This is a genomic window from Pseudovibrio sp. Ad5 (genome assembly GCF_001623095.1).
Lineage (GTDB): Bacteria > Pseudomonadota > Alphaproteobacteria > Rhizobiales > Stappiaceae > Pseudovibrio.
This window is the reverse complement of sequence record NZ_LMCH01000014.1, coordinates 78,947-105,880: the sequence shown is the minus strand read 5'-3', so window position 1 is coordinate 105,880 and position 26,934 is coordinate 78,947. Positions and strand designations below refer to the sequence as shown.

The following is a 26,934-nucleotide window of genomic DNA, read 5'->3' as shown; positions in this document are numbered from 1 at the left end:
GTAAAGGTCTCTGAGCATGCATGATGTGATTGTGGTTGGGGGGAGTTATGCCGGAATGGCGGCTGCTTTGCAGCTGGTGCGGGCGCGCAGGTCTGTTCTGGTGATTGATGCTGGTGAGAGGCGAAATCGATTTGCCGAGCATGCCTATGGCTTTCTTGGGCAAGATGGTGTGCCGCCTGATGAGATTTGGAGACAGGCGCAGCAGCAGCTTGAGGCTTATCCTAATCTGAGCTGGCATCACGGAACGGTTCAGGAGTTCTCTGGTGAGATTGGTGCGTTTTGCGTGCGCACGGACAAAGGCGAGGATTTCACCGCACATCGTATTTTGCTTGCAACGGGAGTTCGTGATGAACTGCCCGATATTCCGGGTTTGGCAGAGCGTTGGGGCAAGTCGGTTTTGCATTGCCCGTATTGCCATGGTTACGAGTTGAACAATGAGCCAATCGCTGTGATTGCCTTTAATCCCGTCTCACTGCATCAAGCTGAGATTATGCCGGAATGGGGGGCGACGACCTTCTTCACGAATGGTGCGTCTTCACTGGAAGATGAGCAACGCGCACATCTGCTTCGTAGAGGCGTTACTCTCAACGATACTGAGATCAGTCGTATTGAGGGCACTGCCGACATTGTGCTTGAGGATGGCCGTAAACTTGAGTTCTCTGCCATTTTCGTTGTCTCCAATACGTATCCGTCCAACTCGCTTGCTCAGTCTGCTGGCTGTGCGTTGGAGGACCATTCCATGGGGCAACAGCTTGTGACCTCTGAGTTCAAGGAGACGACTGTGCGCGGTGTTTTTGCCTGTGGCGACGTCGCCCGTGTGCCGCATTCCGTTTCATTTGCTGTTGGGGATGGCGTTTGGGCCGGAATGCAGGTGCACCGGTCTTTGATCGATCCGCAGATGTCGGGCGTATGAGTGAAGCTTAGTGTTTTGACGTCATTGCGTCTTCCCAGCCCTTGATGAGAGCCTTGCGGCGTCCGGGGTATCTGTCGTGCTGAACTTCCATAGAGTGAACCCTGTCTGTTCGGAAATGCCTGTAATCTTCTCTGGTTTCGCACCAGGCTACGATGTAACGGGCTTTGTTCAGGTAGGCGATGAGCAGAGGCCAGATGATGCGCGTGGTTGGTTTATCGCTGCCGTCCTTATAGGTGAGTTGCAGCTTGGTGCGGTCTCGAATAGCACGCCGCAGGATGACACCTTCGAACCGCTCATCAGGGGCTGGTGTTGTTGCGATGGGTTTGAGGCCAGCATCCAAAATAATCGGGCGCAGCTCTGGTGGTACGGCAGCAGACAATTTGGCCACTAAATCTCTTGCAGAGCGCGCAAGGGCCGGGTCTGCTTGTGTTGCGACCCATGCGGCTCCAAGAGCGGCTGCTTCCAACTCATCTGCGGTCAGCATCAAAGGTGGCATGTCGTAGCCATCATCCAGCACATAGCCGGTTCCGGCTTCTCCGGTGATGGGCACCCGCTGGGCCATGAGCTCTGCCATGTCACGGTACAACGTGCGTAGAGAGATTTCGAGTTCGTCTGCAAGAGCACGTCCTGTCACAGGAGACCGGCTTGACCGCAAAATCTGGATGATGTGGAAAAGGCGGTCCGTACGACGCATTGTGGGCTCCTGCTGTCATGCTGCTGCCATAACGGTGTCAGCAGCGCCACTGTATCAATGGTTCAGCACCAAGCAAGATGTTTGAGATGATTGAGGAGAAACCGATGATACGCTGCGAAAGAACGATGGTGATTGATGCCAGTCCGGAAGCAATCTGGAATGTGATTGGCCGGTACATGGACCTTGATGAGTTTGCCCCTCTTGTGAAGTCTGTTGAGGCGTTGACCGAAGGAGCTGATGGTGTTGGTTCTGCGCGGCGTTGCCACTTTGAGAATGGCACCTTCATTGATGAGGAAGTGATGGAATGGGAGCCTAATCACAGAATGCGGGTGCGTCTCTCTTCTATGGAGGCTTTACCGCTGAAAGAAGCGCAAGCGGAAATTTGCATCAAGTCTTATGCCGGTGGGAAATCCCAGATCATCTGGTATCTGGAGTATCGTATGAAGTACGGGCCGTTGGGGTGGTTGTTGGGCCAAACGCTCGTGAAAAGTGGGACGGGTAAGGTTATTGATGGCAACCTGAAAGGACTTGCCGAGAAGGTGAAATCCCCCCGTGCAATCGCGGCGTAAAGTATTGAGCGTATCTTATTTTGGAAACCGGATTTCAGTTTCTCGGGATACGCTTCAGAAAGAAAGATGCTTGACGAAACCCACGTGGGCCTTGATATGAGTCAGTGGTTCGGGTGGGTTAGGTCCTTATAGTTCAAGCCGGACTCGCGAAATGGAGTATTCTGGCTGTGACTGGTTTCTGGCGTTTTCTTTCTGCTGCTGTTGTAAGCCTCGCGCTGGTTGTTGGCGGTGGGGCTGTATCGTTTGCGCAGGAGCCGGAGCGTATTCTGGTGTTTGCAGCCTCCAGCCTGAAGGATGTGCTGGAAGATGCCGGTGCTCAGTTTGATCAAACCCACAACACCAAGACCGAATTTTCCTTTGGTGGTTCGCAGACCATCACCCGCCATGTTGTTGCCGGTGCGCCTGCTGATTTGCTGGTGACAGCGGATGATGAGTGGATGGCGTATGCCGTGAAGAATGGCGTGCTGGTGGAGGGCAGTGTTGTGGAGCTGGCCTCCAACGGGCTTGTGCTGGTTGGCTCTGAAGCGCTGGGCGCTGAAGAGGTTGAGCTGAAGCCGGAAGCGTTGCAAGCTGCTTTGGCGGATGGGCGTTTGGCGATGGGGGAGCCGGAGACGGTGCCTGCCGGGCGCTATGGCAAAGAGGCGCTGATTAATCTCGGTTTGTGGGAGAGTGTTGCTCAGCGTGTGGCGCCGATGGAGAATGTACGTATTGCTCTGGCCGCTGCTGCGCGAGGTGAGGTGCCGATGGCGCTGGTGTATTCTTCTGACGCGAAAGTGGAGCAAGGTGTGCGGGTGCTTGCGGAAATACCGCAGGACAGTCATCGTGCTATTGTGATTCCGGGAGCCTTGACCTTAACGCACTCCAAGAGTAGCGGAGAGTTCATGGCATTTTTGAAGAGTGCTGAGGGGCGCAAGATCTTTCAGGCTCATGGTTTCAAAGTGAGCGGCTATTGAGCTTTTATCTGACGGATGCAGAATGGGCAGCTATCCAGCTGTCGCTGCAGGTTGCGAGCCTTGCAATTGCGATTGCGCTGCCGCCTGCGGTTCTGCTCGGCTATGCTCTCGCCCGCTGGAAGTTTCCTGGTTATACGCTGGTGAATGCCTTGGTGCATTTGCCGATTGTGCTGCCGCCTGTGGTGACAGGTTATGTGCTGCTGGTGCTGTTTGGGCGGCAAGGCATGTTGGGCAGCTTTTTTGCGGATGTGTTTGGCATTGTGTTTGCCTTCCGCTGGACGGGCGCTGCTCTCGCCGCTGGGATCATGGCGTTTCCGCTGATCATTCGGCCTGTGAAGCTTTCCTTTGAGCTGTCAGATGGCCAGCTGAAAGAAGCGGCGCATTCGCTGGGTACGTCTCGGCTCAAAACCTTTCTGCTGATTACGCTGCCGCTGGCACTGCCGGGTATCCTGAGCGGTGCGATCCTTGGGTTTGCCAAGGCTATGGGTGAATTTGGAGCGACGATCACGTTTGTTTCCAACATTCCCGGAGAGACGCGGACGTTATCGCTTGCGCTTTATACCGAGATGCAGAGCCTTTCCGGTGATGCGGGAGCGATCCGTCTGACTGTGATTGCAGTTGTGGTTTCCATTGGTGCTTTGGTGTTCTCCGAGGTAATCTCGCGGCGGCTTTCCCGCAAGTTGGGAGGTCAGCATGATTGAGGTTGATGTTGCCAGCCGGTTGGGTGACTTCTCGCTTTCCGCCAAGTTTGCGGTGAACAGCGGGATAACGGCAATCTTCGGCAAGTCCGGTGCTGGCAAGTCCTCGTTGATCCGCATGATTGCGGGCTTGAGCGCGCCGGATCATGGACGCATTGCACTGGGCGAGCGTGTTGTGTTTGATCGGGCAGCTTCCATCAACATGCCAATTCAGCAGCGCGGTGTGGGCATGGTGTTTCAGGATTCCCGCCTGTTTCCGCATATGAATGTGGAACGGAACCTGCTTTATAGCCAGTGGGCAGCGGGGCGGAAATCTGCTGTTGGTCTGGGTGAAGTTGCAGAGCTGCTGGGGATCTCTCACTTGCTGAAGCGCCGGCCTCATGGGCTTTCCGGCGGCGAAAAGCAGCGTGTGGCGATTGGGCGGGCGTTGTTGTCCAAACCGCAGCTGCTTGTGCTGGATGAGCCGCTGGCCTCGCTGGATGCTTCGCGTAAAGCGGAGATCCTGCCGTATCTTCTTAAGCTGAAGAACGAGTTCGGCATTCCGATGCTCTATGTGAGCCATAGCCTTGGTGAGATTGAGCAGCTGGCGGATACGCTGGTGCTGCTGGACGCTGGCAATGTGGTTGCGCATGGACCGATTGCGCAGATGCTGAGCAATTTGGAACTGCCGCAGTTGGCGAGCGGGCCGGACGCGGGCTCGCTGCTGTTTGCCACGCTGAACCATTATGATGAGCAATGGCAGATCACTGAATTTGGTTTGGAAGGACAGACATTGCAGCTTCCGGGGCAGTTGGGGAACGTGGGGCAGGATGTGCGTGTTCGCATCAAGGCCAAGGATGTTGCTCTTGCGCGTAAAGCGCCAGATGAAGCTTCCATCCGCAATGTACTTTCTGTCGTGATTGAAGGCATTACGGAGACCTCCGGCCCATATGCCGAGGTGGATTGCCGTGTTGGAGAGCAGCATTTGCGGGCGCGGCTGACACGCCATTCTGTGCATGAGTTGCAACTAGCTGCCGGACAACAGGTATTTGCTTTGATCAAAAGTGTTGCGCTAGACCAGTGAACGAACACGGGTTACACCGTAAGTGATTAAGCGCATTTGGTGATGTCTCGGGAGGCATCACGACTATATTCAAAACCGGACAAGCGACGTGAACAGGACAAGCAGATCTGAGCGATGGCAGCGGGTCTCCAGTGTTGCACTGGTGACATTTGCTGTGTTTGCGCTTGTGGTTGCCTGGGTCGCGATGCAGTTGAGCAGCCAGTTTTATCTGGCAGACTTGCAAACGCGTGGGCAGGCGACCCTGTCTGTGCAGGCGGCAGGGCTTGAGAAATACCTCGATAAATATCGCTTGCTGCCACCGTTGTTGGCGCGGCGCTCTGACATCGTACAGATCCTTGCCAATGATGAACATGAGCGCGGGCAGAATGTTGCCAAGGTAATTGCAGGGATGTCTGGCGCGCAGGAGGTCTGGTTCCAGAAGCCTGACGGCCAAATTGTTGCGTCCAACCTGATCGACAACGCCAGTATGGCGGAACAGGGCATGTCCTCTTATGCGGATGCGTTGCAAGCTGCGCGGCAGGGGCGTCTTGGGCGGCAACTGGTTCTTTCCCGCAGTGGTGGGCCTGCCAGCTATGTGTTCATCGCTCCGGTTCGGCAGGGGGAGCAGGACTACGGCTTTATTGCGGTTCGTGTAAGTCTTGAAGGGGTTGAGCAATCCTGGGCGCTTTCAAAGGATCGTCTTGTTGCTGTTGATCAAAACGGCATTGTGGTCGCTACCAACCAATCCAGTTGGCGCGGAGAGCGGTTGTTTGCACAGCGCACGACGCGACGCGGACGTGTATCTGCTACTCTCAATGGGGTGATTGAGCAGCGTTGGTATGATCTGGACTTCCAACTTGTGCGATTAAGCCCGCCTTTCAACAAACCCAACTTCCAGATGATTGAGCAGGAGCTGCCTGTGCTGAACTGGAAGGTGGTGTTGTTTGCCGATACCTCTCAGGTTCGGCAACAGTCCATCTGGGCGGCGCTGGTGGCTTTGCTGCTGTGTGTTGTGAGTGGTGGTCTGTTCTGGATGGCGGGTGAGCGGCGGCGGCGTTTGCTGGAACGTATCCGGCAGGACAAGGTTTATGCGGCGCGGCTGGAAGAGCGCGTGCATGAGCGTACCCGTGAGCTTTCCACCATGAATGCTTTGCTGGCACAGGAAGTGAAAGAACGTGAGGCCGCAGAAAAAGGCTTGCAACAGGCGCAGGCCAGTCTGGTGCAGTCTGCCAAATTGGCAACACTGGGCGAAATGTCTGCTGCGCTTTCTCATGAGTTCAACCAGCCGCTGGGTGCGATCCGCACGCACTCTGAAAACGCGCAGGTGTTGATTGAGACGGGTAAGTCAGACCGCGCACTGAAGAGCCTAGGCAAGATTGTTGCCATGGTGGAGCGGATGGCGGCGATCAGTCAGATCCTGAAAGGGTTCACCCGCAAAGCGGGACGTGACCTTGTTCCGGTGAAGGTTTCTGCCGTTGTTGGTGAAGTGTTGATGCTGACGGGGCCACGCTGCAAGCAGATGGGCGTGCACACTGAGGTGGTGCAGGACGACAAATCCATTGAGGTTCTGGCTGGGCAGGTTCGTCTTGCGCAGGTGCTGATGAACCTGATGAGCAATGCACTGGATGCCATGAAAGCGCAGGATGAACCATGCATCCGAATTTCGGTTTCTCATCATGAGCAGCAGGTGATCATTCGCTTTGAGGACAACGGACCCGGCGTGCCAGAGGATGTTGTTGCTAGCATTTTTGATCCGTTCTTCACCACAAAGGATGTGGGTGAAGGATTGGGGCTTGGCCTTTCCATTGCCTATAAGATAATCGAGGATCTGGAAGGGCAGTTGCGCTATGAGCAGTCTGAGCTTGGCGGCGCATGCTTTGTGATTGTGCTGAAGGATGCCTCGGAGACTTCCGGCGATCTTGAGGAAGAAGAAGTTTAGTATGGACGTATGGGCAATCGATAAAGCCACCATTCTTCTGGTCGATGACGACGAAGATATGCGTGAAGCGCTGGTGGAAGGGCTGGAACTGGCCGGCTATCACGTGGTGTCGTTTTCTCGCGCTGAAGAAGCGTTGGAGCACATCACGCATGAGTTCTATGGAGTTCTGGTCAGCGATATCCGTATGCCCAAGATGGGCGGCTTTGATCTGATGAAAGCTGCCTTCGAGATCGACAGTGCTTTGCCTGTGGTGTTGATCACCGGCCATGGTGATGTGCCGCTGGCGGTGGAAGCTATGCGGGCCGGGGCCTATGATTTCAAAGAGAAGCCGTTTCCGGTTAGTGGGCTGGTTGCCGTTGTTGAGCGTGGGCTGGAAAAGCGCCGTTTGACGCTGGAAAACCGCGTGCTGCGTGAGGAGCTGGGCAAGCTCTCAGGTCTGGAAGAGCGCATTGTTGGCAAGTCCCCGTCCATGGAAGAGCTGCGGAGTACTATTACCGCGCTGTCTGGCACGGATGCGGATGTGCTTATTCTGGGTGAGACAGGTTCTGGTAAAGAGGTCGTTGCTCGTGCGTTGCATGAAGAAGGCCTGCGCAAAGACGGGCCATTTGTGGCGCTGAACTGTGGCGCCCTGCCTGCTGATATCATCGAGAGCGAGCTGTTTGGGCATGAGAAAGGCGCCTTTACTGGTGCAAGTGGCCTGCGCATTGGCAAGCTGGAGCATGCGCATGGCGGGACGGTGTTTCTGGATGAGATTGAGTCCATGCCACTGGACTTGCAGGTGAAACTGCTGCGAGTTTTTGAGACACGGACGATTGAGCGTCTTGGGTCGAACAAATCCATTCCGCTGGACCTGCGTTTTGTGGCAGCGACCAAAGAAGATCTGGAGGCGGCCTCCAACCAAGGGCGGTTCCGGAAGGATTTGTTTTACCGCCTTAACGTGATCACACTGGCTATTCCGCCGCTGCGAGAACGGCTGGAGGATATTCCGGTGCTGTTCCATTACCTCACCCGTGGGGCTCGTGCACGTTACCGGAAAGAAGTGCCGGAGATTTCGAGGGAGTTTCTCGGTGAACTGATGCAGCGGGAATGGCCAGGCAATGTGCGCGAACTGCGCAACGTGGCAGACCGGTTTGTGCTGGGGCTGGAAGGGCAGCCGAAAGCCGCTGGTGCGGCGGCGGCTGTTGCGGGCCCGCAGAGTGGTACGCTTGCTGAGCGCGTGAGTACCTATGAACGCGATATTATTGCTGCCGAGCTTGAGAAGAACGACGGCAAGATTAAGCCGACATATGAAGCGCTGTCCGTATCCCGCAAGGCGCTTTATGAAAAGATGAAGAAGTATGGGCTTGGGAAGGATGAGATTGGTGAATAGAAATGTGTCGAATTCGACACATCTTTGAGTAGTCAATGTTACTTATTCGTAACAAATGTAAATCGAATAATTAGGTAAATATCCGTAAGTAGCTGAAAATACTAATAGTATTAAAACTGGCACGCAGATTGCTTTTGGTATCGCGAGGAGCTTCGCTCCGTTCCATCTGGGAGGATACTATGAAGAAATTGGTTACTGCTGCCACAGTTGCAGCTGGCATGTTCACCGCTACTCAAGCCGTTGCTGCTGAAGCGTGTGATCCGGGTGAAGTTGTTATCAAGTTCAGTCACGTTGTGTCTGCGACCGGCCACCCAAAGGGTGACTTTGCAACTGCATTGGCAGAGCGTATCAACACTGAGATGAATGGTAAGGCCTGTATGCAGGTTTTCCCAAGCTCCCAGCTGTTTGATGATGACAAAGTGATGGAAGCTCTGCTGCTCGGCGATGTTCAGATCGCTGCGCCTTCTCTTGCTAAGTTCGAAGCTTACACACTCAAGTACCGTGTGTTTGACCTTCCGTTCCTGTTCTCCGACATGGATGCAGTGAACAACTTCACACAGGGTGAAAAAGGTCAGGAACTGCTGGGCGCGATGTCTGACATCGGCTTTGTTGGTCTCGGTTACGTTTACAACGGCATCAAGCACTTCTCCGCCAACAAGCCTTTGCAGACACCTGCTGATGCTGCTGGCCTGAAGTTCCGCGTTCAGACCTCTGACGTTGCTGTTGCGATGATTGAAGCAATGGAAGCAAACGCGCAGAAGCTTGCGTTTAAAGAAGTATATGGCGCGCTGCAGACCGGCGTTGTTGATGGTCAGGAAAACACCTGGTCCAACATCTACACCAAGAAGTTCTTTGAAGTTCAGGACGGTATTACAGAAACCAGCCACCAGCTGCTGTCTTACCTTGCTGTGACCTCTCAGGAATGGCTTGATAGCCTTGATCCAGAAGTTCGCGACCAGTTCATCACTATCTTCACTGAAGTGACCAACGATGCGAACGCTCGCTCTTCCGCTATCAACGAAGCGAACAAGCAGAAGATCATTGAATCTGGTGTAGAAGTTCGCAGTTTGACACCGGAGCAGCGTCAGCAGTGGGTTGACGTGATGAAGCCTGTATGGGGCAAGTTTGCTGATGACATCGGTCAGGATGTGATCGACGCTGCCGTCGCAGCAAACAACTAATCCAATACATCTTGATAGGTCTGTCCGGCTATTGGTCGGGCAGACCCTGAAAAACCACAATGGTTTCTTTCTCCGTGCCGCAACACACTGAGAAATGAGAGTGCTGTTGGGGGAGGGCGCTTTGTCTCGACTAAATAAAATAATAGATGCTTTCGAAGAAGGCTTTATCGCCACAATCCTTGCGGTGATGACGTTGGTCACCTTCTGGCAGGTCGTCATGCGGTACGGCTTTAACTCGGGTTGGGGTGGCGCGCTACAGTTCACCCGCGTGCTGTTTGCATGGCTTATTCTTTTCGGCATGAGCTATGGCCTGAAAATTGGCTCGCACCTTGGTGTTGATGCTTTCATCCGCCTGTTTCCGAAACCGGTCTTCCGCACCTTCGGGCTGATTGGTGCGCTGGTGACGTTGCTGTATGCGGCGCTGCTGTTTGATGCAGACTGGTTTGGCTGGTTGCTTGGGCTTGATAACCGCGGGTCATCCGGCGGTGCGTTTGATTACGTTGCCAAGTACTACAAGCTTCCAATTGGCATGGAGGATCTGAAGTTTCCTGAGTGGTATCAGGAGATGTTTGGCGTGAAAGAGCGTGTTCCACGGTGGTGGGGCTATGTCATCCTGCCAATCGGTCTTGCCCTTCTGGCTTTCCGGTCGCTGCAAATGTGCTGGTTCATTCTGACTGGCCAACGCGACACGATGATCGCCGCGCACGAAGCTGAAGAGCTCGTTGAAGAAAACAAAGACGTGCTGAAGGACTAAGCCCAATGGAAACCGCTGTTCTCTTTTTGCTGCTCTTTGGGCTGCTTCTTATCGGGGCACCAATCGCGATTGCGCTTGGCTTGTCTTCCGTTCTCTACATCGCGCTGTTCTCTCATGACTCTATGAGCTCTGTGACCATTCAGATGTTCAATGCGTCGCAGAACTTTACACTGCTCGCGATCCCGTTCTTCATTCTGGCTTCCAGCTTCATGTCCACTGGTGGGGTTGCCCGTCGTATCGTGAACTTTGCTGTGGCAACTGTTGGCTGGGTGCGTGGTGGTCTGGCTATGGCTGGCGTGCTGGCCTGTATGATCTTTGCTGCGCTTTCTGGTTCGTCTCCAGCGACTGTGGTTGCGATTGGTACCATCGCGATTGCTGCGATGCGTCAGGCTGGTTACTCCAAGGAATTTGCTGCAGGCATCATCGCCAATGCCGGTACGCTGGGAATTCTGATCCCGCCGTCCATCGTGATGGTTGTTTATGCGGCTGCAACCAACGTTTCTGTTGGGCGTATGTTCCTGGCGGGTGTTATTCCGGGCATTGTGGCTGGTCTGATGCTGATGGTGACGATCTACATTATCGCCCGCAAGAAAAACCTGCCTGCGCAACCGTTCCCAAGCATCAGGGTGCTGTGGTCCACGTTTGTTGAAGCTGCGTTTGGTATGTTCCTGATTGTGATCATCCTTGGCGGTATTTATGCAGGTGTGTTTACACCAACAGAAGCTGCGGCTGTGGCAGCTGTGTATGCGTGCCTAATTGCTCTGTTCATCTATCGTGACATGGGGCCGCTGAAGGACAAGAAATGGCGTAAGTCTGGTGAAGGACTGCTTGAGGCAATTGTCCGTAACATTGGATTGAGTGTTCTTTACTTCTTCCCTGCCTTCTTCCACCGGGATACCCGCAAGGTGCTGGTTGAGAGTAGTAAGACCACGATCATGCTGATGTTCATCATCGTGAATGCGCTGCTCTTTGCTCACACACTCACTGCTGAGCGTATCCCGCAGGTCATTACCGACTGGATGTTAGGTGCAGGTTTCAACTGGTTCACCTTCCTGATTGCCGTCAATATTATCCTGCTGATTGGTGGTCAGTTCATGGAACCATCCGGTCTGCTGTTGATTGTGGCACCTGTGGTGTTCCCGATTGCTGTGGAGCTGGGTGTTGATCCAATTCACCTGGGCATCATCATGGTGGTGAACATGGAGATCGGCATGATCACACCGCCTATCGGGCTCAATCTGTTTGTGACCTCGGGCATAACGGGTATGAGTCTGGTGCAGGTGGTGCGTGCCGCTGCACCGTTTGTGATGGTTCTGCTGGTGTTCCTGGTATTGGTCACGTACTTGCCATGGCTCTCCACGGCGCTGCCAACCTATATGATGGGGCCAGAGGTTATCGTCAGGTAGCTGGAACCAAGATATGTTTTGAAAGGCCGGGGCATTTGCTCCGGCTTTTTTGTTGCTGCTTATTCGAGGCAAATGCAGAGCAATAGCTTAGGCGGATTTTGGGGGGAAACTGCGATAATAGGCAGGTCCCATAATGTTGCCGTGAGGAGCTGATGAGGAGAGCGTTCACCGCTTTAATTCTTGCTCTGGGCGTTGTTTTCGCCACACCTGCGTTCGCCCAGATTGACTGTAAGCCTGGCGAAGTTGTTATCAAGTTCAGCCATGTTGTGCCGCCGAGAGGTCATCCTAAGGGTGACTTTGCGCGGATGCTGGCGGAGCGGGTGAACACCGAGATGGACGGTGTGGCCTGCATGCAGGTGTTTCCCTTTTCCCAGCTTTATGATGATGAGAAGGTGATGGAGGCCCTGATACTGGGTGATGTGCAGCTGGCGGCGCCCTCTCTTTCAAAACTGGAAGTTTACACCAACAAGTTCCGACTCTTTGATCTGCCTTTCCTGTTTGAGGACATGGATGCAGTACAGCGTTTTACTGCCAGCGAGAAGGGGCAGGAACTGCTTGATGTCATGTCTGATTTCGGGGTTGTTGGACTTGGGTATCTTTATGATGGATTAAAGCACTTTTCTGCCGATAAGCCGTTGCTCGTGCCTTCTGACGGGGCAGGGCTGAAGTTTCGGGTGCAGAATTCTGATGTGGCCGTTGCGATGATTGAGGCGATGGGAGCGAGTGCGCAGAAATTGGCGTTTAAAGAGGTCTATGGGGCTTTGCAGTTGGGGGTTGTTGATGGTCAGGAAAACAGCTGGTCCAACATCTTCACCTCGCGGTTCTTTGAGGTTCAGGACGGGATTACTGAGACCAACCATCAATTGCTGGCTTATGTTGTGTTTGCGCCTAAGGAGTGGTTGGAAAGCCTGAAGCCTGATGTGCGGGAGCAGTTTTTGACGATCTTCCAAGAAACGCTGGCCAAGGCCAATGCGCAAGCTGCGCAGACGAGCGACGAGAACCGGCAACGGATTGTCGATGCTGGTTACACTGTGCGTGAGTTGACGCCAGAACAGCGCCAGCAATGGGCGGATGTGATGCGACCTGTTTGGGGTGAGTTTGAAGATGAGGTCGGCAAGGATCTGATTGCTGCTGCTGAGGCTTCTAATGCGACCAAGGGCAACTGACAGTCTTCTGATTGAACATCTATAGTATTGCGTGTGCCTGTCTTATTCGTATGATCAACGTTGATCATGTAATAGGTGCGCCATGTCTGAAGTTATTTATCTTTCCGCCAAAGAAGCTGCCAATGAGTTGGGGGTGCGGCCGGCCACGTTGTATGCCTATGTGAGCCGTGGGTTAGTTCGCTCGGTTCAAGGGCCGGGAAGGACGCGGCTCTATGATGCTTCAGATATCCGCTTCCTGCGAAGTCGTCGGGCTGGAGAAGGCTCTGAGGAACGGGATGGGCAGTCCCGGAGTGCTGCTGCAAAGGGAGTGCTTGAGACCAAGCTGACGCTTTTGACAGATGAGGGGCATTACTACCGCGGTCAGTCTGCACTGGAACTTGCAAAGGCTGGTACGCTTGAAAGTGTCGCCACGCTGCTGTGGGATTGTGAGAATGACCCGTTTGCTCAGTCTGCGCCTCATGCCGTCGAGGTGATGAGCGGGCACCAGAGGCCCGCTCATCGGGCGATTGTGGCGCTCTGTTCCTGGCCGGAACAAGACAGCGCGGCCTACACGCTGTCTCAGGAGCTGCTCAAGCGAAAAGGGGCGAGCCTCATTCGCCTTGCAGCCAGTGCGCTACTGATGCAAGCGCCGAGCACTGACCCGATGCACCGGCAGATTGCTCAAGCCTGGGGCGTGAAGAATGAAAAGGCTATCGATCTGATCCGTGCGACGCTTGTTTTGTGTGCTGACCATGAGCTCAATACCAGCGCATATGCGGTGAGATGTGCGGCTTCGACACGGGCGCCGCTGCATGCTGTTCTTGTTTCGGGGCTTGGAGCGTTTATGGGCCCCAGACATGGAACAAACGCAGAGCGCGTGCTGAGTTGGCTGAAGCATATTCATGTAGCTGACGATATAGAGAACGTGTTGCAAGAGCGATGTATGAACGGAGAATATCTGCCGGGACTTGGGCATTCTGTATACGGCGGGCCTGATCCAAGGGGCGAATTTCTATTAGGCAAACTCATGCAAAGTGAGCTGGATCACCCGCTTGTTGCACTGATTCCACCATTACGGGAAAGATCTCAGGAGCTTTTCGGAAAGCACATGAATGTGGATTTTCCACTAGCACTTTTGGAGCAGATTTTGGGCTTACCAAAAAATTCTGCCGGAATTTTGTTTTGTATTTCAAGAATTAGCGGCTGGATCGCTCAGGCGCTCGAACAATATCAAATGCAAGAACAAATACGTCCGCGTGCTGCATATGTTGGTATTCGTCCGACCTAAAGCAGGCGTCAGTTGAATAGTTAATTTTTTTGATCTTTAACCTAGGCGTGTATCCCGACCCTATTCTATGATATCCTAGCGTAAAATTGATATTGTTATGTTCTTTCTCTGTAATGAATTTTATATCGATTATTTTTACTGAATATCAGAAAGTATTCCGTAGATTATCAATAATTGAGTAGTTCATGTGTGGTGTTATCTATTGTGGAAATGTGCTCTTTTACATAACTTTTGACGTGACCTAGTTGATTTGAGGGTGTTCAAATTGGGGAGGCGCTATGTTACGTCTACATCATTAATCGGAATATTGGTTGTATCTCTCACTCTATCAAGAATAAGGCATTTCATGAATCGTTTGCCCCCTTTGAATGCTTTGGTCGCGTTTCGTGCAGTTATGGAAACTGGGAGTTTGGTTTCGGCGGCCCAAAAGCTAGCAATTACCGCTAGTGCGGTCAGTCACCGGCTCAAAGCGCTGGAGGATCACCTGGGACTGGAGCTGTTTGAGCGCCGTTCCAGAGCGGTTTTCCCGACTGCAGCGGCCTATCGATATGCCTCGGAGATTGCCGAGGCATTTGACAGAATCTCAACTGCGACGCGCACTATCGAAGCCGTCGGGAACAGGGATACTTTGAGTATCCATTGTTCTTCAAGCTTCGCCAGCAATTGGTTGCTGCGCCGTCTTCGTTCGTTTACTGCGCATAACTCAGAGATCACGGTGACTGTTTCCAGCAGTGGCTCTGATCAGAATATTGAAGGCGGGCTGTATGACCTTGTCTTCACACGTCAGTCCAATACTCCAGAAGAGTTTCAGGAAATCTCCTTAGGGCGCGAGAAGTTTCGTCCGCTGATTTCACCTGAACTGCTGGATAATCTTGGCTACCCTAAGAAGCCGAATGAGCTGCTGAAACTGCCGATTATTCGCAGCGAAGGTGCCACGGTTTCCTGGGAGACATGGCTGTCTGAAGCTGGTGTTCCAAACCCGATCGTCAATGAGATGATGGTGTTTGAGAATGCAGCGCTTTCTCTTGACGCTGCCGAAAAGGGGTTCGGCATTGTTCTTGAGTCCAATCTTTTAAGTGCCGAAGCTGAGACCGCCGGACGTCTTGTGCCGATCTTCCCTGAATATCAGCGGGACGGTCGTGAACATAAGCTGATGTGGCGTGAGAAGCGTGGAGCTGAGCCAAAAATTCGCAGCTTCCGTGATTGGTTTGAAAATCAGTTGCGCTACGATTTTGTAGATGAAGAAGCTTATGAACCAGTGGCTGCGCTCGTCGATTAAACAAGCCTTGCTGTTTGTAGCTGACGGCGGGGGCAATTAACCGTCAGCTTACATGAGTGTTCTTATGATGTGGGTGGGTACTTCGGTATCCGCCCATTTCTTTTTAAGCACAGCTTTTCGGATTTGTTGGAATGGGCTTCTGCTGAACAGATAGAGTAACTAGAACCCATCAAACTGGGTGAGACAAAATTGTTCTGTTCATCCTTGATGAAATCCCTTAGAAGCACCCCTAAATACGCGCCCTTTTGCTGTTTCCCAAAGACACTGCCGAGGCGCTGGTCAATAGCTCGACAACAGAGCTTTAGAAAACACCAGAGAATTTGGTCGCCACTATGAGAACTTCAGAACTCCTGATGCCTGCGGGCAACCTTCAGAAGCTAAAGATTGCTGTGCTTTATGGAGCAGATGCGATCTACCTTGGTACGCCAGATATGTCCTTGCGTACGAAGGCAGAGTTTACGCTTGAGCAGGTTGTTGAGGGGATTGAATTTGCGCATAAGCATGGCAAGCGTGTTTATCTGACGCTGAACCTGTTTTCTCATAATAAGGACGTTCCCAAGCTGAAGGAATATGCCGAGACTATTCGCGATATTAATCCGGATGGTTTGATCATCGCTGATCCGGGTGTGTTCCAGTTTATGCGCAAAGAGCTGCCGAACGTGCCGCTGCATATTTCCACGCAGGCGAACGTTTGCTCCTGGCTTTCCGTTGATTTCTGGAAAGAGCAAGGTGCGGATCTGGTTGTGTTGGCCCGTGAAGTGTCTTTTCCGGAGCTTTCTGAAATTCGTGAGAAGTGCCCGGACATTCGTCTGGAAGCATTTGTTCATGGCGCGATGTGTATGACCTACTCCGGTCGCTGCCTGCTTTCCAACTTTATGGCAGAGCGTGGCGCGAACCAGGGGAATTGTGCAAACTCCTGTCGTTGGAACTACAAAGTGCGCATGCGCATGAAAGACGGCACAATCAATGAGCTTGAGCTGAACGAAGATAACATGGACATGTTTGAGTTCTTGCTGGAAGAGGGATGCCGCCCCGGCGAGTTGATGCCAATTCTGGAAGATGGCCGTGGTTCTTATATTCTTAACTCCAAAGACCTGTGCCTGATGCCGAAGCTCAATGACTTCCTGCGCATCGGTGTGGATTCGCTGAAGATCGAAGGCCGTGGCAAGTCCATGTACTACGTGGCGGTTGTTGCACGCGCTTACCGCATGGCGATTGATGATTACTATCGTGATCCTGAGAACTGGAATCCTCAGAAGTACATGGATGAGATGTACAGTGTTGCCAACCGTGGCTACACAACTGCGTTCCATGAAGGTCGTTTGAACAACTACGCCCACAATTATGAGGACACACACTCTATCGGTGAGTGGGAATTCGCTGGTATTGTTGAGAAGGTGACTGACGAAGCGTTCTACATGAAAGTGAAGAACAAGATTGTTGCCGGGGAAGTGCTGGAGTTTCTGCAACCTCTGTCCGACGACAGCGTCTTGCTGCGTATCTATGAGTTTGAAAATGCAAAGTCTGGTGAGATTACAGAGGAAGTGCACGCTGGCAAGCAGCCGCTGGTGCGTATCCCGTTCTCGCTGTTCGACAAAGACGATGCAGCTGACTTTAAGGATCGCTTCCCGGTGAACACTGTGGTGCGTAAAGAGCGTCCGTTGACACCTGAGCAGTGGAGTCGCCTGAAGCTGGACCGGACAGCAGAGCGTATTGAAGCGCGTGGTGAAGCGACGAATGCGCAGCAGAACAAGTATGAAAGCCAGCGCGACCGACTGATTGATGCGATTGCTGAAGGCAGCCAGGATCGTAAACCGAAGTCCCCTCGTCTTGGTTTGGAAGGCTGTTGTGGGCGTGGCTGTAACGGTTGCATGATCTTCTGGGAAGATCCGAAGTTTGAGAAGGCTCGCGAGATCCTGAAGACCAAAAAGCAGGGTGTGATGCTGGCGCGTAATGCGTTGAAGCACGAAGTGAGCTGATAGCTTAGTTAGATTGATGCATTCAAAGCCCCGGTCCGAAAGATCGGGGCTTTTATTTTGTCTGACCCTTATGAGAACCCATTGAATCTCAAAGCTAAAAACATGCTTATTAGGCCAGTAAGCTATTATTAGTAATAATTTATGTATGTTTTAAGCATGAGTCTTTCAAGCTCATGAGTTTGACGTTGGGATAGTTGCACTTGTTGTCTTGAATGACCTGTTGTGGGTACGTAAATACGCTGATCTTACTTGCTTAGTCTCTGGTGACTTGGCTGGGTTGTGGTGATGAGAGATTGGCGGCTAGGGAATTATCTGCACTGAATGTGCAGTTTGGAAGGTAATTCAAGATGAACTGGTCCGGAATGTTGAAGAGCGCACCTAAAGCTCAGGGATCACATCAGGCAGATGTGGGCGGCATCAATCGTGAAGGAATTGATGCACTTCTGTTGGCTTTGATGGAAGATCGTCCACTTCCCGAAGTGGAAGGAGTTCCAGCAGATCTTTATGAGCGCTTTGAATCGCTGAAGCAGAAGCTTGATGATCAAGACGAGCGTACCCTTGGTCAAACGGTAGAGTACTCCCTGCAAGCCAGTGAATCGATGGCCGCGATCTCCCAAATCACATGGCATATTCGCAAAACGGATGAAGGTGCGCAGACAATTGCGACCGGTGTTGAAGAGCTGAACGTTTCGTTTTCTGAAATTGCCTCCAGCGCTCAGGGAGCTGCGGATGCGGTGGAATCTGCAAATGAGGCCATGCAGCAGGGAGAAACAGCAACTCGAGAATCTGCAGATGCAAGCCAGCATATTGGCCGGTTCTTTGAAAGTATGACTGCTGCTGCAAATGAGCTGACAACTGCCGCTGTTCAGATTGGGACCTTTGTTGGTACGATTGAAGGACTGGCCAAGCAAACAAATCTGCTGGCCCTGAACGCGACGATTGAAGCCGCGCGTGCTGGTGAGGCAGGCAAGGGCTTTGCTGTTGTGGCTTCCGAGGTGAAGGATCTCTCCGGTCAAACACAGCAGGCAACAGATGATATTCGTTGCCGGATTGAGACCTTGCAGGCTCACGTGAACGATGTGAACTCAGCTGTGAATGATGCGCAATCTCTGGTCAGCAAGAGTATTGATAACTCACAGAATGCCGAGAGTTTGATCTCTGAAGTGCTGCGCGATGTAGGAGTTGCGAGTACGCAGATGCGTGAAATTGCACGCCAGCTGACGCAGCAGGAAGAGGCAACCAGCGAAATCAATCGCGGTGTGCATGCAATTGCAGGGCATGCACGCGATGTGAATGAGCGGATTGAACATGTGATCGAGACGGTTGCTCAATCTGAATCCATCGTGGAAGAGCAGTTTACTGAGTTTGATAAGCGAGGCGTACCGAACTTCATTCTGCATCGTGCTAAGGCTGATCACATAATCTGGAAGAAGCACCTTGCCGAAATGTCAGTTGGCCTCAGTCATTTGCAGGTGAGTGAGCTTTCAGATCATCATCAGTGCCGTCTTGGTAAGTGGTATGACAAGGTAGATGATTCTCGTGTTCGCGATAGTCTGGCGTTTAAGAAACTGTTGCCTGTTCATGCTGAAGTTCACGAACAAGGCAAGGAATGCGCACGCCTTCTGGGAATAGCAGATCATGCAGGTGCAGATGCTGCTTACAAACGCATGGAAGACGCTTCTACTGAGGTACTGCGCTATCTGGACGAGTTGTTGACCAAGCGGTGAGGTGAATTCCTGGAACTGATTGAAAATCAGAAAAGCCCGGGCAGGTGATGCGCCGGGCTTTCTTTTTGTGTTGTTTTATTTTTTGTCGTTTGGCCGTATCCGTTCTTGAGAGGTTTTGGCTTCTCAAGGATACGGTGAAGATCAAACCGGAATGACGACCCAGTAATCCAGATCAAGGATCACGCTGTCTTGGTATTTCCCGTCTTCATTCTTGTATGGGAAATCTCCGCAAATAAGATCTTTTGTTGCAACGAGGCGCAGGCGTAGTGCTGCGATATCGCTTCTTCCTTCAATCCGTTTTTTATCCAGAACCTCAGACCATGCGTAAACGGTGTCACCTGCAAAGAGCGGTGCAACGTGTCGTCCTGCATTGATGCCTGTGATATGGAAAGCATTGCCTAGTCCGTTGAAAGACAAAGCACGCGCAAGCGAGATGACATGGCCACCATAGATCAGGCGTTTGCCAAAGCGGCTGTTTTTCTCGCTATGATGATTGAAGTGGACTTTCGCTGTGTTCTGGTAAAGACGTGTTGCGAGCTGGTGTTCAGCTTCTTCCACGGTCATACCGTCGACGTGATCGATCTTTTCACCCACTTCGTAGTCATCGAAGCGGAATGGTGAACCGGACAGGTCAAAGTCCCAATCATCGATTGAAAGCTCTGGAACGGCTTGCCCCAGGCAGTCCTCGGAAATTCCGTCTGGTAGATCCGGCAGGGTGGTTTCTGGTGCAGACGCATTTTCATCGCGCTTCTTCACCATGACCCAGCGGGTGTATTCCAGAACCTTTTCAGGATTCCCTGGCTCTTTGTGGCGATAGCCAGTAGAGCGCACGTAAACAACACCGGTTTTGCCGTTTGAATTTTCTTTCAGCCCGATGACTTCTGACGTAGCAGAGACTGTATCTCCGGCATAGACAGGCATCAGGAAACGGCAGTCGGAATACCCCAGGTTTGCGACGGCGTTCAGTGAGATATCTCCCACTGTTTTACCGAAGACCACGTGGAAGACTAGAAGGTCGTCCAACGGGTAATACGGGTATCCAATGGTTTCTGCAAAAGCAGTTCCCGACTGTACCGCAAATCGAGATCCGTATAATGCAGTATAAAGAGCTGTATCTCCTTCGTTTATTGTCTTTGGTGTTCCATGTCTTATGACCTGGCCCACGTGAAAATCTTCAAAAAAGTTACCGCAAGACGTCTTTGTCTTAACCGCAGTTAACGTCATGTATGTAGTCCCCCAACAACAACACGGCAGGCATTGAATAAGAAGTATTTTTAGTTATCAAGCAACACCTTAGAAGGTTGACACTTCGCATAGTATATGTCGCTTTTGATCTTTTTTCTTGTGCCCTTGTATTTTCCTTGGTTGTCCAATTGACTTGTTTAATTGAACAAATTCAATAGGTTGACGGATAATGTGGTGGTTGCCGCAATCCGTGCTTCAGATGATCGACAAAAATACTCGAGAGAAACAAGCAAGCTTTCTGTCCGTTTGAGACCCTTTATATCTCAGAATCAGTAGGAATGAGCAAATTAAATGTAGATTATGATTAGGTAATTATGTCTTGTTTTTAGCTAAACCTACATCTTGACGTTGAAATTGTAGGATTGTGCAAGCGAATCAGTAAAAATGTTAGCAAATCTTGACTGATTCACTTTGAGTGAGTGTGCTGAGTTGTTCACTGTTTGGCCCCCTAAAACCGTAGGTTTTTCTTCAAGATCAAAGCGTTACTATGAGTGGTAGGAGGTTTTCGCCCATGGTGAGCTTTTTCTGGCGGATTGTAGGTGTTGTTTTGCTGGCGTGGGTCGCGTGGGATCTCTATGCGGGATACACGCTTCTTTATGATGTCATCTACCGGACAGAAGACCCGCTGATGTACTGGATTGGCATCGCTTTATGGACCGCACTTGGGCTGAGCTGCTTTTTCTCATCAAGTCGTCAGGAATAAGGCGCCAATTTCTCAATTGATCTGAGCTGTCCCGGTTGTATCCTACAAACACTAAATGCTGTTGGTGGTTCTGCCGCAGCACGTTGAGTTGTAGTCGAGGGAGGTTGTTATGTCGGAGAGAACCTTAATTTCTTCAGGATCACCCTTTGAAAAGACCGCTGGATATTCTCGTGCAGTTGTAGATGGTGACTTCGTCCATGTTTCTGGCACGACCGGATATGACTATTCGACGATGCAAATGCCAGAGGATGTGGGCGCACAGGCCGTTAATGCGCTGGAAACGATCAAAAGTGCGCTTGGCGAAGCTGGTTGTTCGCTTAAGGATGTGGTTCGTGCGCGCTATTATGTGACTGACCGGAGTAACGTTGAGGCAGTTTTTGCCGTACTTGGTGAGTATTTTGGTGAAATCCGGCCTGCGGCAACCACGGTTATTTGCGCTCTCATCAAGGAAGAGATGAAGGTCGAAATAGAAGTCATGGCTCGAAGGAGCTAATCGGGCTTTTGGCTTTCTGTTGGCTTTCGAGAAACTGGCAAGGTATATTGTGGGCGTATATGCTGAGAGACTTTTAAGTTTCTGGTCTTTTCGCCAGTTGAAAGATCGTTTGCCTTAGCTATATAGGCAGACAATACCGACACTAACGAGATGGCGACGCATGACTGATTTTCCGAAAGAACTGCTGACTGGATACGGCCTTTATAAAGAGCGGATTTATCGCCAGTTTGAAGAGGAATATCAAAACCTTGCCATCTATGGCCAAGAACCTGAAGTGATGGTGATTTCCTGCTGTGATAGCCGGGTTACACCTGAAGGTATCTTCCATGCGCAGCCGGGTGAACTTTTTGTAGTTCGTAACGTGGCAAACTTGGTGCCTCCATTTATCCAAGGCGGTGGCACGCACGGTACCAGTGCAGCGCTTGAGTATGCAGTGACTGGCCTGAAGGTGAAGCATCTTGTTGTGCTGGGCCATTGCAAGTGTGGTGGTGTTCAGGCTTTCCGCGAAAGTAATGGCAAACTCAGCAAGACTGGTCAGTTTGTTGGACCGTGGATCAAGATGTTGGAACCAGCTGCGATCACGCTGGCTTGTACCCCTGTCGATAAACACGAAGATCCGCAACTTGCGTTGGAATATGCTGGCATTCGCCAGAGCTTGAAGAACCTGATGACGTTCCCGTTTATTGAAAAGCTTGTCACACAGGGGAACCTGGACATTCACGGTGCGTGGTTTGATATTGGCTCGGGTTCTTTGCGGGTTATGAATAAGGAAACCGAAATCTTTGAAGACGCACAGGATCTGCGTGCGCGTTTGAAAGAGCAGGAAACAGAGGACTAAGCCTTTGTAGGGTAAGAGAGCCAATCTGAGTGTTGGTTTGATAGAGTTTTGGAGGGTCGCGTTCTATGGTGTAGGGCGCGGCTTTTTTGTTTGTTTGCTGGCTTTCCAATTGGGGTGGCGTACCTTCCAGAGAATGAACGGAATACTGAGTGTGAGGAACACGCCGGGGATGATGATTGCCAGGTAAGTTGTTGCCGGAAAGTCGGGTTCGTCGGGAGGTCGGAAGCCGATCATGAAGGCAATGAGCGAGATACTGAAGCCTATGCTGCCCAACACCCAGATGCCCCAGTTACCGAACGGGACCTTATAGGTCCGCGGAACATTGGGGCATTTGTATCGGAGCCGGATTGCAGTGCTGTAGAGCAGCAAATACATGACGGAGTAAAGCAGGACGGCTGTTGAGGTGAGGTACAAAAACACCTCGTTGGTCTTCACGTGAAGCAGGAAAGCGGTTGCTATGAGTGTGGCGATGGTGGCCTGCACCAACATGAGTGGCACTGGCATATCGTGAGTGTTTGAACCATGCAGGAATTTGGGAAGCATGCCATCCCGTCCTGCGACTGCGAGGCTTTTCACTGGTCCTGCAATCCAAGTGCTGACTTGTCCGGCGGCGCCAACAGCGATGAACATGGCCGCAATGGGTAAGATGTTTGGCACACCATAGTGATCCAGCAGTATTGTGAAGGTTTGCAGGACGCCAAGGGTGTTCGAGATCTCTGTTACCGGGATGATCATAGCAATGGTCAAACCACCCAGAAGAGAAATGGAAAAGCCGATGAATGCTGCGATGAGGATTGCGATTGGGTAGGTGCGCCGAACGTTCTGAACTTCTGTCGCGTGGCCTGCTGAAACTTCCATTCCAATAAAACCAAAGAGGAAACTGAGGAAGAGGAACAAGGTTGAGGTTTGAGAGAGGGATGGGATGATATTGGCTGTGGTGAGGCTGATATCAATGGCGGGTTGTGCTGGTCCAGTCACGAAGAGTAGGCCCAGTGTGATCATGGTGAGGGATGGAAAGATGGTTCCCGCCAGCAGGCAAATGCCAGCAATACGTTTTGTGATGCGAGTACCTTTGAAGTTTGCGAAGGTTGCGCCCCAGTAGATGATGATGACACCCGTGAACATGAGCCATGGGTTTTCATCAAGTGGACGGTCAAACACAAATGCGAGGGCTGCGGTGGTGTAGGCAACGGTTGCGACCATGGCGAAAATGGCCTGAAACCACTGCAGGAAGATTGCCATGAACCCGAATGGGGCGCCGAAGGCTTCCTGCACCCAGGTGTAGACACCATGCTTGGGCCAACCTGTTGCCAATTCTGCTGAAATGAGGGCGACTGGCAGGATATAGCAGAGGATCACTGCTGTGTTGAAGAACAGGATCTTCATGCCGGTTTTTGCCATGAGCGGCATATTCAGCATGGTCATGAAAAGCGCTGTGGTCATAAACACCAAGTGCCAAAGGGTTATGTGGTGCTTTGGCTGTTTGCGTGGTGTTTTGCCCATCACTCTTGTCCTCTACTTTTCGAGGCGTGCGAGATTTTCTTGCGGCGCAGGAACCATATGCTGAGTGGAACCAGCAGGGCGAGAATAACAGCCACAACCATGAGGCCTTCAAAGCTCTTTATTGAGAATGGCAGGGATGGTGGGGGAATGAAGCCGATCGCAAAGCAGCTTATGGCAGTCAACATACCGATGATACCGAGTAGCCAGATGCCCCAATTGCCGCCGGGCACTCTGTAAGGGCGCGGGATATGCGGATGAGTGTAACGCAGGCGAATGGCTGCTACGAACATCAGCAGGTACATCAATGAGTAAAGCAGTACTGCTGTTGAGGTGAGGACGAGGAACACCAGATTGACGTTCTCGAAGAGGATGAAGCTCAGGGCAATGAATGAAATGAGAGATGCCTGCAGGATCAGAAGTGCTGTGGGAACGTTGTTTTTATTGGCTTTAGCAAAGTGTGCTGGCAGTAATCCCTTTCTGCTGGCGGCCCACATGCCTTTTACCGGACCAACTATCCAGGTGCTGACCTGACCGGCTGCCCCGACTGCGACCAGCAGTGCGATGAAGGGTGTTAGAATGGAAAGGCCGTAGGCATTCAGATAAGCGGAGAAAGCCTGAAGGGCGCCGTTGATGTTGGAGATATTGCCTTTTTCGAGGATGAGTGAGACGGCAAGTCCACCCGCAAGGGTGATGACAAAGCCTGCGATTGCTGCTGTGAAAATTGCATGCGGATAATTCTTTTGCGGGTTTTCTACTTCGTTTGCATGGCAGGCGGAGACTTCGATGCCGACAAAGCCGAACACGAAGCTCATGAAGAAGACGAAGCTGGTGGTGTCGGAAAGTGATGGAACCCAGTTTGAGAGTGTTGCTGAGGTGTCGAGTGCAATGGTTTCACCATCAAACAGATAGTAGATGCTAAAAAGGATCAGCAGGGCTGAGGGAAAGAAGACGCCGATGGAGACAGCGTAACCTGAGATCTTCTCCGAGGTTTCTGTTCCTCTGAAATTGATCAGTGTTGCAGCCCAATAGAGGGCGAGCACCGAGAAGGTGATGTAGTAGCGATTTGAGCCCAACTCCGGATCAAAGGCATATGTGAGTGTAGCTGTGGCATAGGCGACGATTGATGTGACGCCGAAGATGGACTGTATCCATTGCAGGAACACTGCCACGAAGCCGACGGGCGTGCCGAAAGCAGCTTCGACCCAATGGAACACACCATTTTGCGGCCAGCCTGTTGCAAGTTCTGCTGAGATTAATGCTGTTGGAATGAGGAAAGCAAACACGGTGATGGCGTTGAGCAGGACCATTTGCATACCGGTCTCTGCCATCATTGGCATGTTTCGCAGGGTCATAAACAGTGCTGTGGTGATCAGCACCAAAGGGATGAATGCGATTTTGTGTTCAGCGCTGGGCGGTTTTTCCTGCTGCATGGGCCACCGGCATAGTCTTTGATGCTCTAAACTTTAAATTGAGGGCCTGAAAAAAGACTGAGAGTGCAGGTGGGAAGCGCTTTGGTGGCATTAAGTTGCTGTTAGGTGTGAGCGCTGGGCTAGATGTCTTCCTTGCAGATGGTGCGATCAATTTCCATCAGCTCAACAGGTGCTCCATTTACTTCGATAAAGGCCACGGTTAGTCCGTCGATGGGAGAGTTGGGTTCTATGATAACCTTCTGGTCTTTCAGCGCCTCTTCCAAATCGTCAACTTCAAAGGCCACGTGTGCCACTGTCTTCACGATCTCGGGGTAGGGCGCACCTTCATCATAGCGCTGCCACTGGATGCCGAAGGGATTGTTTTTGTGGTCGCTGACGGTCATGTGCAGGTGAGGCAGCGGAATCTCTTCCTCGAAGTATCCTTTGGTTGGAATGCCGATATGGTTAAATTTCATTGGTCATCTTTCAGTTTGGCTGCATGGGACCATGTTTGAGACCAGTGGCCTAAGGGTTGCAGGTAGGTGAACAGGTCTTCGCCTTCTGCTGTCAGTTCGTAGCCGCTTTCTCCATTCATGACGATCCCGCATTCTCGTAGTTCTTTCAAGCGCGTATTGAGCACAGTCGGTGAAACAGAGTCGCAGTTGGACTGGAGGGCGCGGAAGGTTTGCGGGCCGGTTGAAAGGTTCCAGATGATGCCAAGAGCCCATCGTCTGCCAAGCAAATCAAAGAGAACCATGATTGGCTTACCGGATTTTGAGCCACGAACCGGGGTTCCTGCCTTAGGTATTTTCACAGATATAGGGCTTTCCTTTTTGCTAGGTTTGTTATAGCGATGTATTGCTACAGATATTGTAGCATGTTTGGAGAGTTTTGCTATGGTTGTTTTCGCGGTGTCGTCTGCTCTGGCGGCATCATTAGGGTGGGCATGTGGATCAATGTTGGCCCACCGACCGCTACAACGTGTTGGCGTTTTTGAATTTACGCGCATTCAACTGCTAACATCCGGCGCTATCCTGTGTGTGCTTTGCTCTGTGTTGGGGTACTGGCAAACAGTTGATTGGAGCCAATGGCCTTCCTTCGTGGTGAGCGTTGTTGTCAGCGTGATTATTGGAAACCTGGCTTTGATGGCGTGTTTGCGCCGAGCTGGGCCGCGGCAAACAGAGTTGTTGCTCTCTCTCAAAACGCCGATCGTTGCTGTGCTTGCCTTCGCGTTTCTTGGTGAGGAGCTGAGCTTTACCGAAATTGTTGGCATCGCAATCGCTCTGTTCGGCATTTGCCTGGCGATTTTGTTTGGAAGTTCTGATCAGGAAACAGAAGCTACTCGCCGCAGTGGCGGGTTGGTTGTGATTGTGTTGCTGGCGCTTGTTGCAGCTGCTTCGCAAGGGATTGGAATGCTTGTCCTGAAACCATTGCTTGTTGCTGGGACCGAGCCTCTGGCAGCTTCAGCTGTGCGGGTTACCGGCGCTGCGTTTATTGTGGCGCTGGTTGGATTGATGCCTGTCTCGGCGGTTCAGGCCTCAACAGAGATGAGCTGGATGCTGTTGTTTCGCGTGGTGCTGCCCGGGTTTATTGGATATGGCATATCTGTTTCGCTGCTGCTCTATGCCTACGCTCATTATGATGCAGCTGTTGCCAGCATTCTTGGCTCTCTGTCGCCTGTCTTTATTCTGCCATTGCTCTGGATGCGAACAGGAAACATGCCAAGACCTCTGGCCTGGGGTGGTGCGCTGCTATCGCTTGGCGGAACAGCAGTGATTTTGCTGTAACAGGACCGGTGCCAGCAGTT

25 protein-coding genes are annotated in these 26,934 nt (G+C 51.9%); 19 read left to right on the top strand and 6 right to left on the bottom strand.

All coding sequences use genetic code 11. The features are described 5' to 3' along the window. Positions 1-16: 16 nt before the first annotated feature. Positions 17-913: an NAD(P)/FAD-dependent oxidoreductase gene (locus PsAD5_RS08690; RefSeq protein WP_063291810.1), complete on the top strand. Its 897-nt coding sequence runs from the start codon at positions 17-19 to the stop codon at positions 911-913. Between the two features lie 7 nt (positions 914-920). On the opposite strand, the gene PsAD5_RS08685 is transcribed toward PsAD5_RS08690, so the two are convergent. Beyond that, positions 921-1,607, bottom strand: a complete 687-nt coding sequence (locus PsAD5_RS08685; RefSeq protein ID WP_063291809.1) for a helix-turn-helix transcriptional regulator — start codon at positions 1,605-1,607, stop codon at positions 921-923. Between the two features lie 104 nt (positions 1,608-1,711). Between PsAD5_RS08685 and PsAD5_RS08680 the strand changes: the two genes are divergently transcribed. From PsAD5_RS08680 to PsAD5_RS08615, 14 genes are all read left to right on the top strand, one after another. Further along, the gene (locus PsAD5_RS08680; RefSeq protein ID WP_208982062.1) at positions 1,712-2,176 is read left to right on the top strand and encodes an SRPBCC family protein; all 465 of its coding nucleotides are present in this window, start codon (positions 1,712-1,714) and stop codon (positions 2,174-2,176) included. A 167-nt stretch (positions 2,177-2,343) separates the two neighbouring features. Beyond that, the gene (gene modA, locus PsAD5_RS08675; protein WP_063291807.1) at positions 2,344-3,129 is read left to right on the top strand and encodes a molybdate ABC transporter substrate-binding protein; all 786 of its coding nucleotides are present in this window, start codon (positions 2,344-2,346) and stop codon (positions 3,127-3,129) included. Further along, on the top strand, positions 3,126-3,830 hold the full coding sequence (gene modB / locus PsAD5_RS08670; protein WP_063291806.1) for a molybdate ABC transporter permease subunit: 705 nt from the start codon (positions 3,126-3,128) through the stop codon (positions 3,828-3,830). Before modA ends, modB begins: the two co-directional genes overlap by 4 nt. Beyond that, a complete protein-coding gene (modC, locus tag PsAD5_RS08665) occupies positions 3,823-4,890 on the top strand; it encodes a molybdenum ABC transporter ATP-binding protein (protein WP_063291805.1) in 1,068 nt (355 codons plus the stop codon). Before modB ends, modC begins: the two co-directional genes overlap by 8 nt. Before the next feature lie 88 nt (positions 4,891-4,978). Then, positions 4,979-6,808: a sensor histidine kinase gene (locus PsAD5_RS08660; RefSeq protein WP_063291804.1), complete on the top strand. Its 1,830-nt coding sequence runs from the start codon at positions 4,979-4,981 to the stop codon at positions 6,806-6,808. Between the two features lies 1 nt (position 6,809). Further along, positions 6,810-8,177, top strand: coding sequence for a sigma-54-dependent transcriptional regulator (locus tag PsAD5_RS08655; protein WP_063291803.1), 1,368 nt, complete (start codon positions 6,810-6,812; stop codon positions 8,175-8,177). A 179-nt stretch (positions 8,178-8,356) separates the two neighbouring features. Continuing rightward, positions 8,357-9,358 carry a DctP family TRAP transporter solute-binding subunit gene (locus PsAD5_RS08650; protein ID WP_063290380.1) on the top strand — a complete coding sequence of 334 codons (1,002 nt, stop codon included), beginning with the start codon at positions 8,357-8,359 and terminating at the stop codon, positions 9,356-9,358. Positions 9,359-9,479: 121 nt separating this feature from the next. Then, on the top strand, positions 9,480-10,112 hold the full coding sequence (locus PsAD5_RS08645) for a TRAP transporter small permease (protein WP_063290431.1): 633 nt from the start codon (positions 9,480-9,482) through the stop codon (positions 10,110-10,112). A gap of 5 nt (positions 10,113-10,117) precedes the next feature. Next, positions 10,118-11,518, top strand: coding sequence for a TRAP transporter large permease (locus PsAD5_RS08640; RefSeq protein ID WP_063291802.1), 1,401 nt, complete (start codon positions 10,118-10,120; stop codon positions 11,516-11,518). Between the two features lie 152 nt (positions 11,519-11,670). Beyond that, the gene (locus PsAD5_RS08635; protein ID WP_063291801.1) at positions 11,671-12,684 is read left to right on the top strand and encodes a DctP family TRAP transporter solute-binding subunit; all 1,014 of its coding nucleotides are present in this window, start codon (positions 11,671-11,673) and stop codon (positions 12,682-12,684) included. An 82-nt stretch (positions 12,685-12,766) separates the two neighbouring features. Then, positions 12,767-13,951: a citrate/2-methylcitrate synthase gene (locus PsAD5_RS08630; protein ID WP_063291800.1), complete on the top strand. Its 1,185-nt coding sequence runs from the start codon at positions 12,767-12,769 to the stop codon at positions 13,949-13,951. A 346-nt stretch (positions 13,952-14,297) separates the two neighbouring features. Beyond that, a complete protein-coding gene (locus tag PsAD5_RS08625; RefSeq protein WP_063291799.1) occupies positions 14,298-15,230 on the top strand; it encodes a LysR substrate-binding domain-containing protein in 933 nt (310 codons plus the stop codon). A gap of 332 nt (positions 15,231-15,562) precedes the next feature. After that, positions 15,563-17,209: a U32 family peptidase C-terminal domain-containing protein gene (locus PsAD5_RS08620; RefSeq protein ID WP_057460812.1), complete on the top strand. Its 1,647-nt coding sequence runs from the start codon at positions 15,563-15,565 to the stop codon at positions 17,207-17,209. 347 nt (positions 17,210-17,556) lie between these two features. Beyond that, complete coding sequence (locus tag PsAD5_RS08615) at positions 17,557-18,936, top strand: methyl-accepting chemotaxis protein (RefSeq protein ID WP_063291798.1); 1,380 nt, start codon at positions 17,557-17,559, stop codon at positions 18,934-18,936. 141 nt (positions 18,937-19,077) lie between these two features. Here the strand turns inward: PsAD5_RS08615 and PsAD5_RS08610 are convergent, their stop codons facing one another. Next, positions 19,078-20,160: a MaoC family dehydratase gene (locus tag PsAD5_RS08610; protein WP_063291797.1), complete on the bottom strand. Its 1,083-nt coding sequence runs from the start codon at positions 20,158-20,160 to the stop codon at positions 19,078-19,080. Between the two features lie 532 nt (positions 20,161-20,692). Here PsAD5_RS08610 and PsAD5_RS08605 point away from each other — a divergent pair. The 3 genes from PsAD5_RS08605 (at position 20,693) to PsAD5_RS08595 (ending at position 22,215) form a co-directional block, all read left to right on the top strand. Continuing rightward, positions 20,693-20,884, top strand: coding sequence for a hypothetical protein (locus PsAD5_RS08605; RefSeq protein ID WP_057460807.1), 192 nt, complete (start codon positions 20,693-20,695; stop codon positions 20,882-20,884). A gap of 109 nt (positions 20,885-20,993) precedes the next feature. Further along, positions 20,994-21,377 carry a RidA family protein gene (locus tag PsAD5_RS08600; protein WP_063291796.1) on the top strand — a complete coding sequence of 128 codons (384 nt, stop codon included), beginning with the start codon at positions 20,994-20,996 and terminating at the stop codon, positions 21,375-21,377. Between the two features lie 160 nt (positions 21,378-21,537). Then, a complete protein-coding gene (locus tag PsAD5_RS08595) occupies positions 21,538-22,215 on the top strand; it encodes a carbonic anhydrase (RefSeq protein WP_063290370.1) in 678 nt (225 codons plus the stop codon). Positions 22,216-22,278: 63 nt separating this feature from the next. On the opposite strand, the gene PsAD5_RS08590 is transcribed toward PsAD5_RS08595, so the two are convergent. The 4 genes from PsAD5_RS08590 to PsAD5_RS08575 form a co-directional block, all read right to left on the bottom strand. Beyond that, positions 22,279-23,718 (bottom strand): APC family permease, encoded by a 1,440-nt coding sequence (locus PsAD5_RS08590; RefSeq protein WP_063291795.1) that lies wholly within the window; start codon positions 23,716-23,718, stop codon positions 22,279-22,281. After that, on the bottom strand, positions 23,718-25,148 hold the full coding sequence (locus PsAD5_RS08585) for an amino acid permease (RefSeq protein WP_063291794.1): 1,431 nt from the start codon (positions 25,146-25,148) through the stop codon (positions 23,718-23,720). The genes PsAD5_RS08590 and PsAD5_RS08585 overlap by 1 nt, the downstream gene beginning before the upstream one ends. Before the next feature lie 119 nt (positions 25,149-25,267). Continuing rightward, positions 25,268-25,603 (bottom strand): VOC family protein, encoded by a 336-nt coding sequence (locus tag PsAD5_RS08580; RefSeq protein ID WP_063291793.1) that lies wholly within the window; start codon positions 25,601-25,603, stop codon positions 25,268-25,270. Next, complete coding sequence (locus tag PsAD5_RS08575) at positions 25,600-25,941, bottom strand: winged helix-turn-helix transcriptional regulator (protein WP_063291792.1); 342 nt, start codon at positions 25,939-25,941, stop codon at positions 25,600-25,602. The genes PsAD5_RS08580 and PsAD5_RS08575 overlap by 4 nt, the downstream gene beginning before the upstream one ends. A gap of 82 nt (positions 25,942-26,023) precedes the next feature. Here PsAD5_RS08575 and PsAD5_RS08570 point away from each other — a divergent pair, with 82 nt between their 5' ends. Then, positions 26,024-26,914 carry a DMT family transporter gene (locus PsAD5_RS08570; RefSeq protein ID WP_063290365.1) on the top strand — a complete coding sequence of 297 codons (891 nt, stop codon included), beginning with the start codon at positions 26,024-26,026 and terminating at the stop codon, positions 26,912-26,914. The last annotated feature ends 20 nt before the right edge of the window (positions 26,915-26,934 follow it).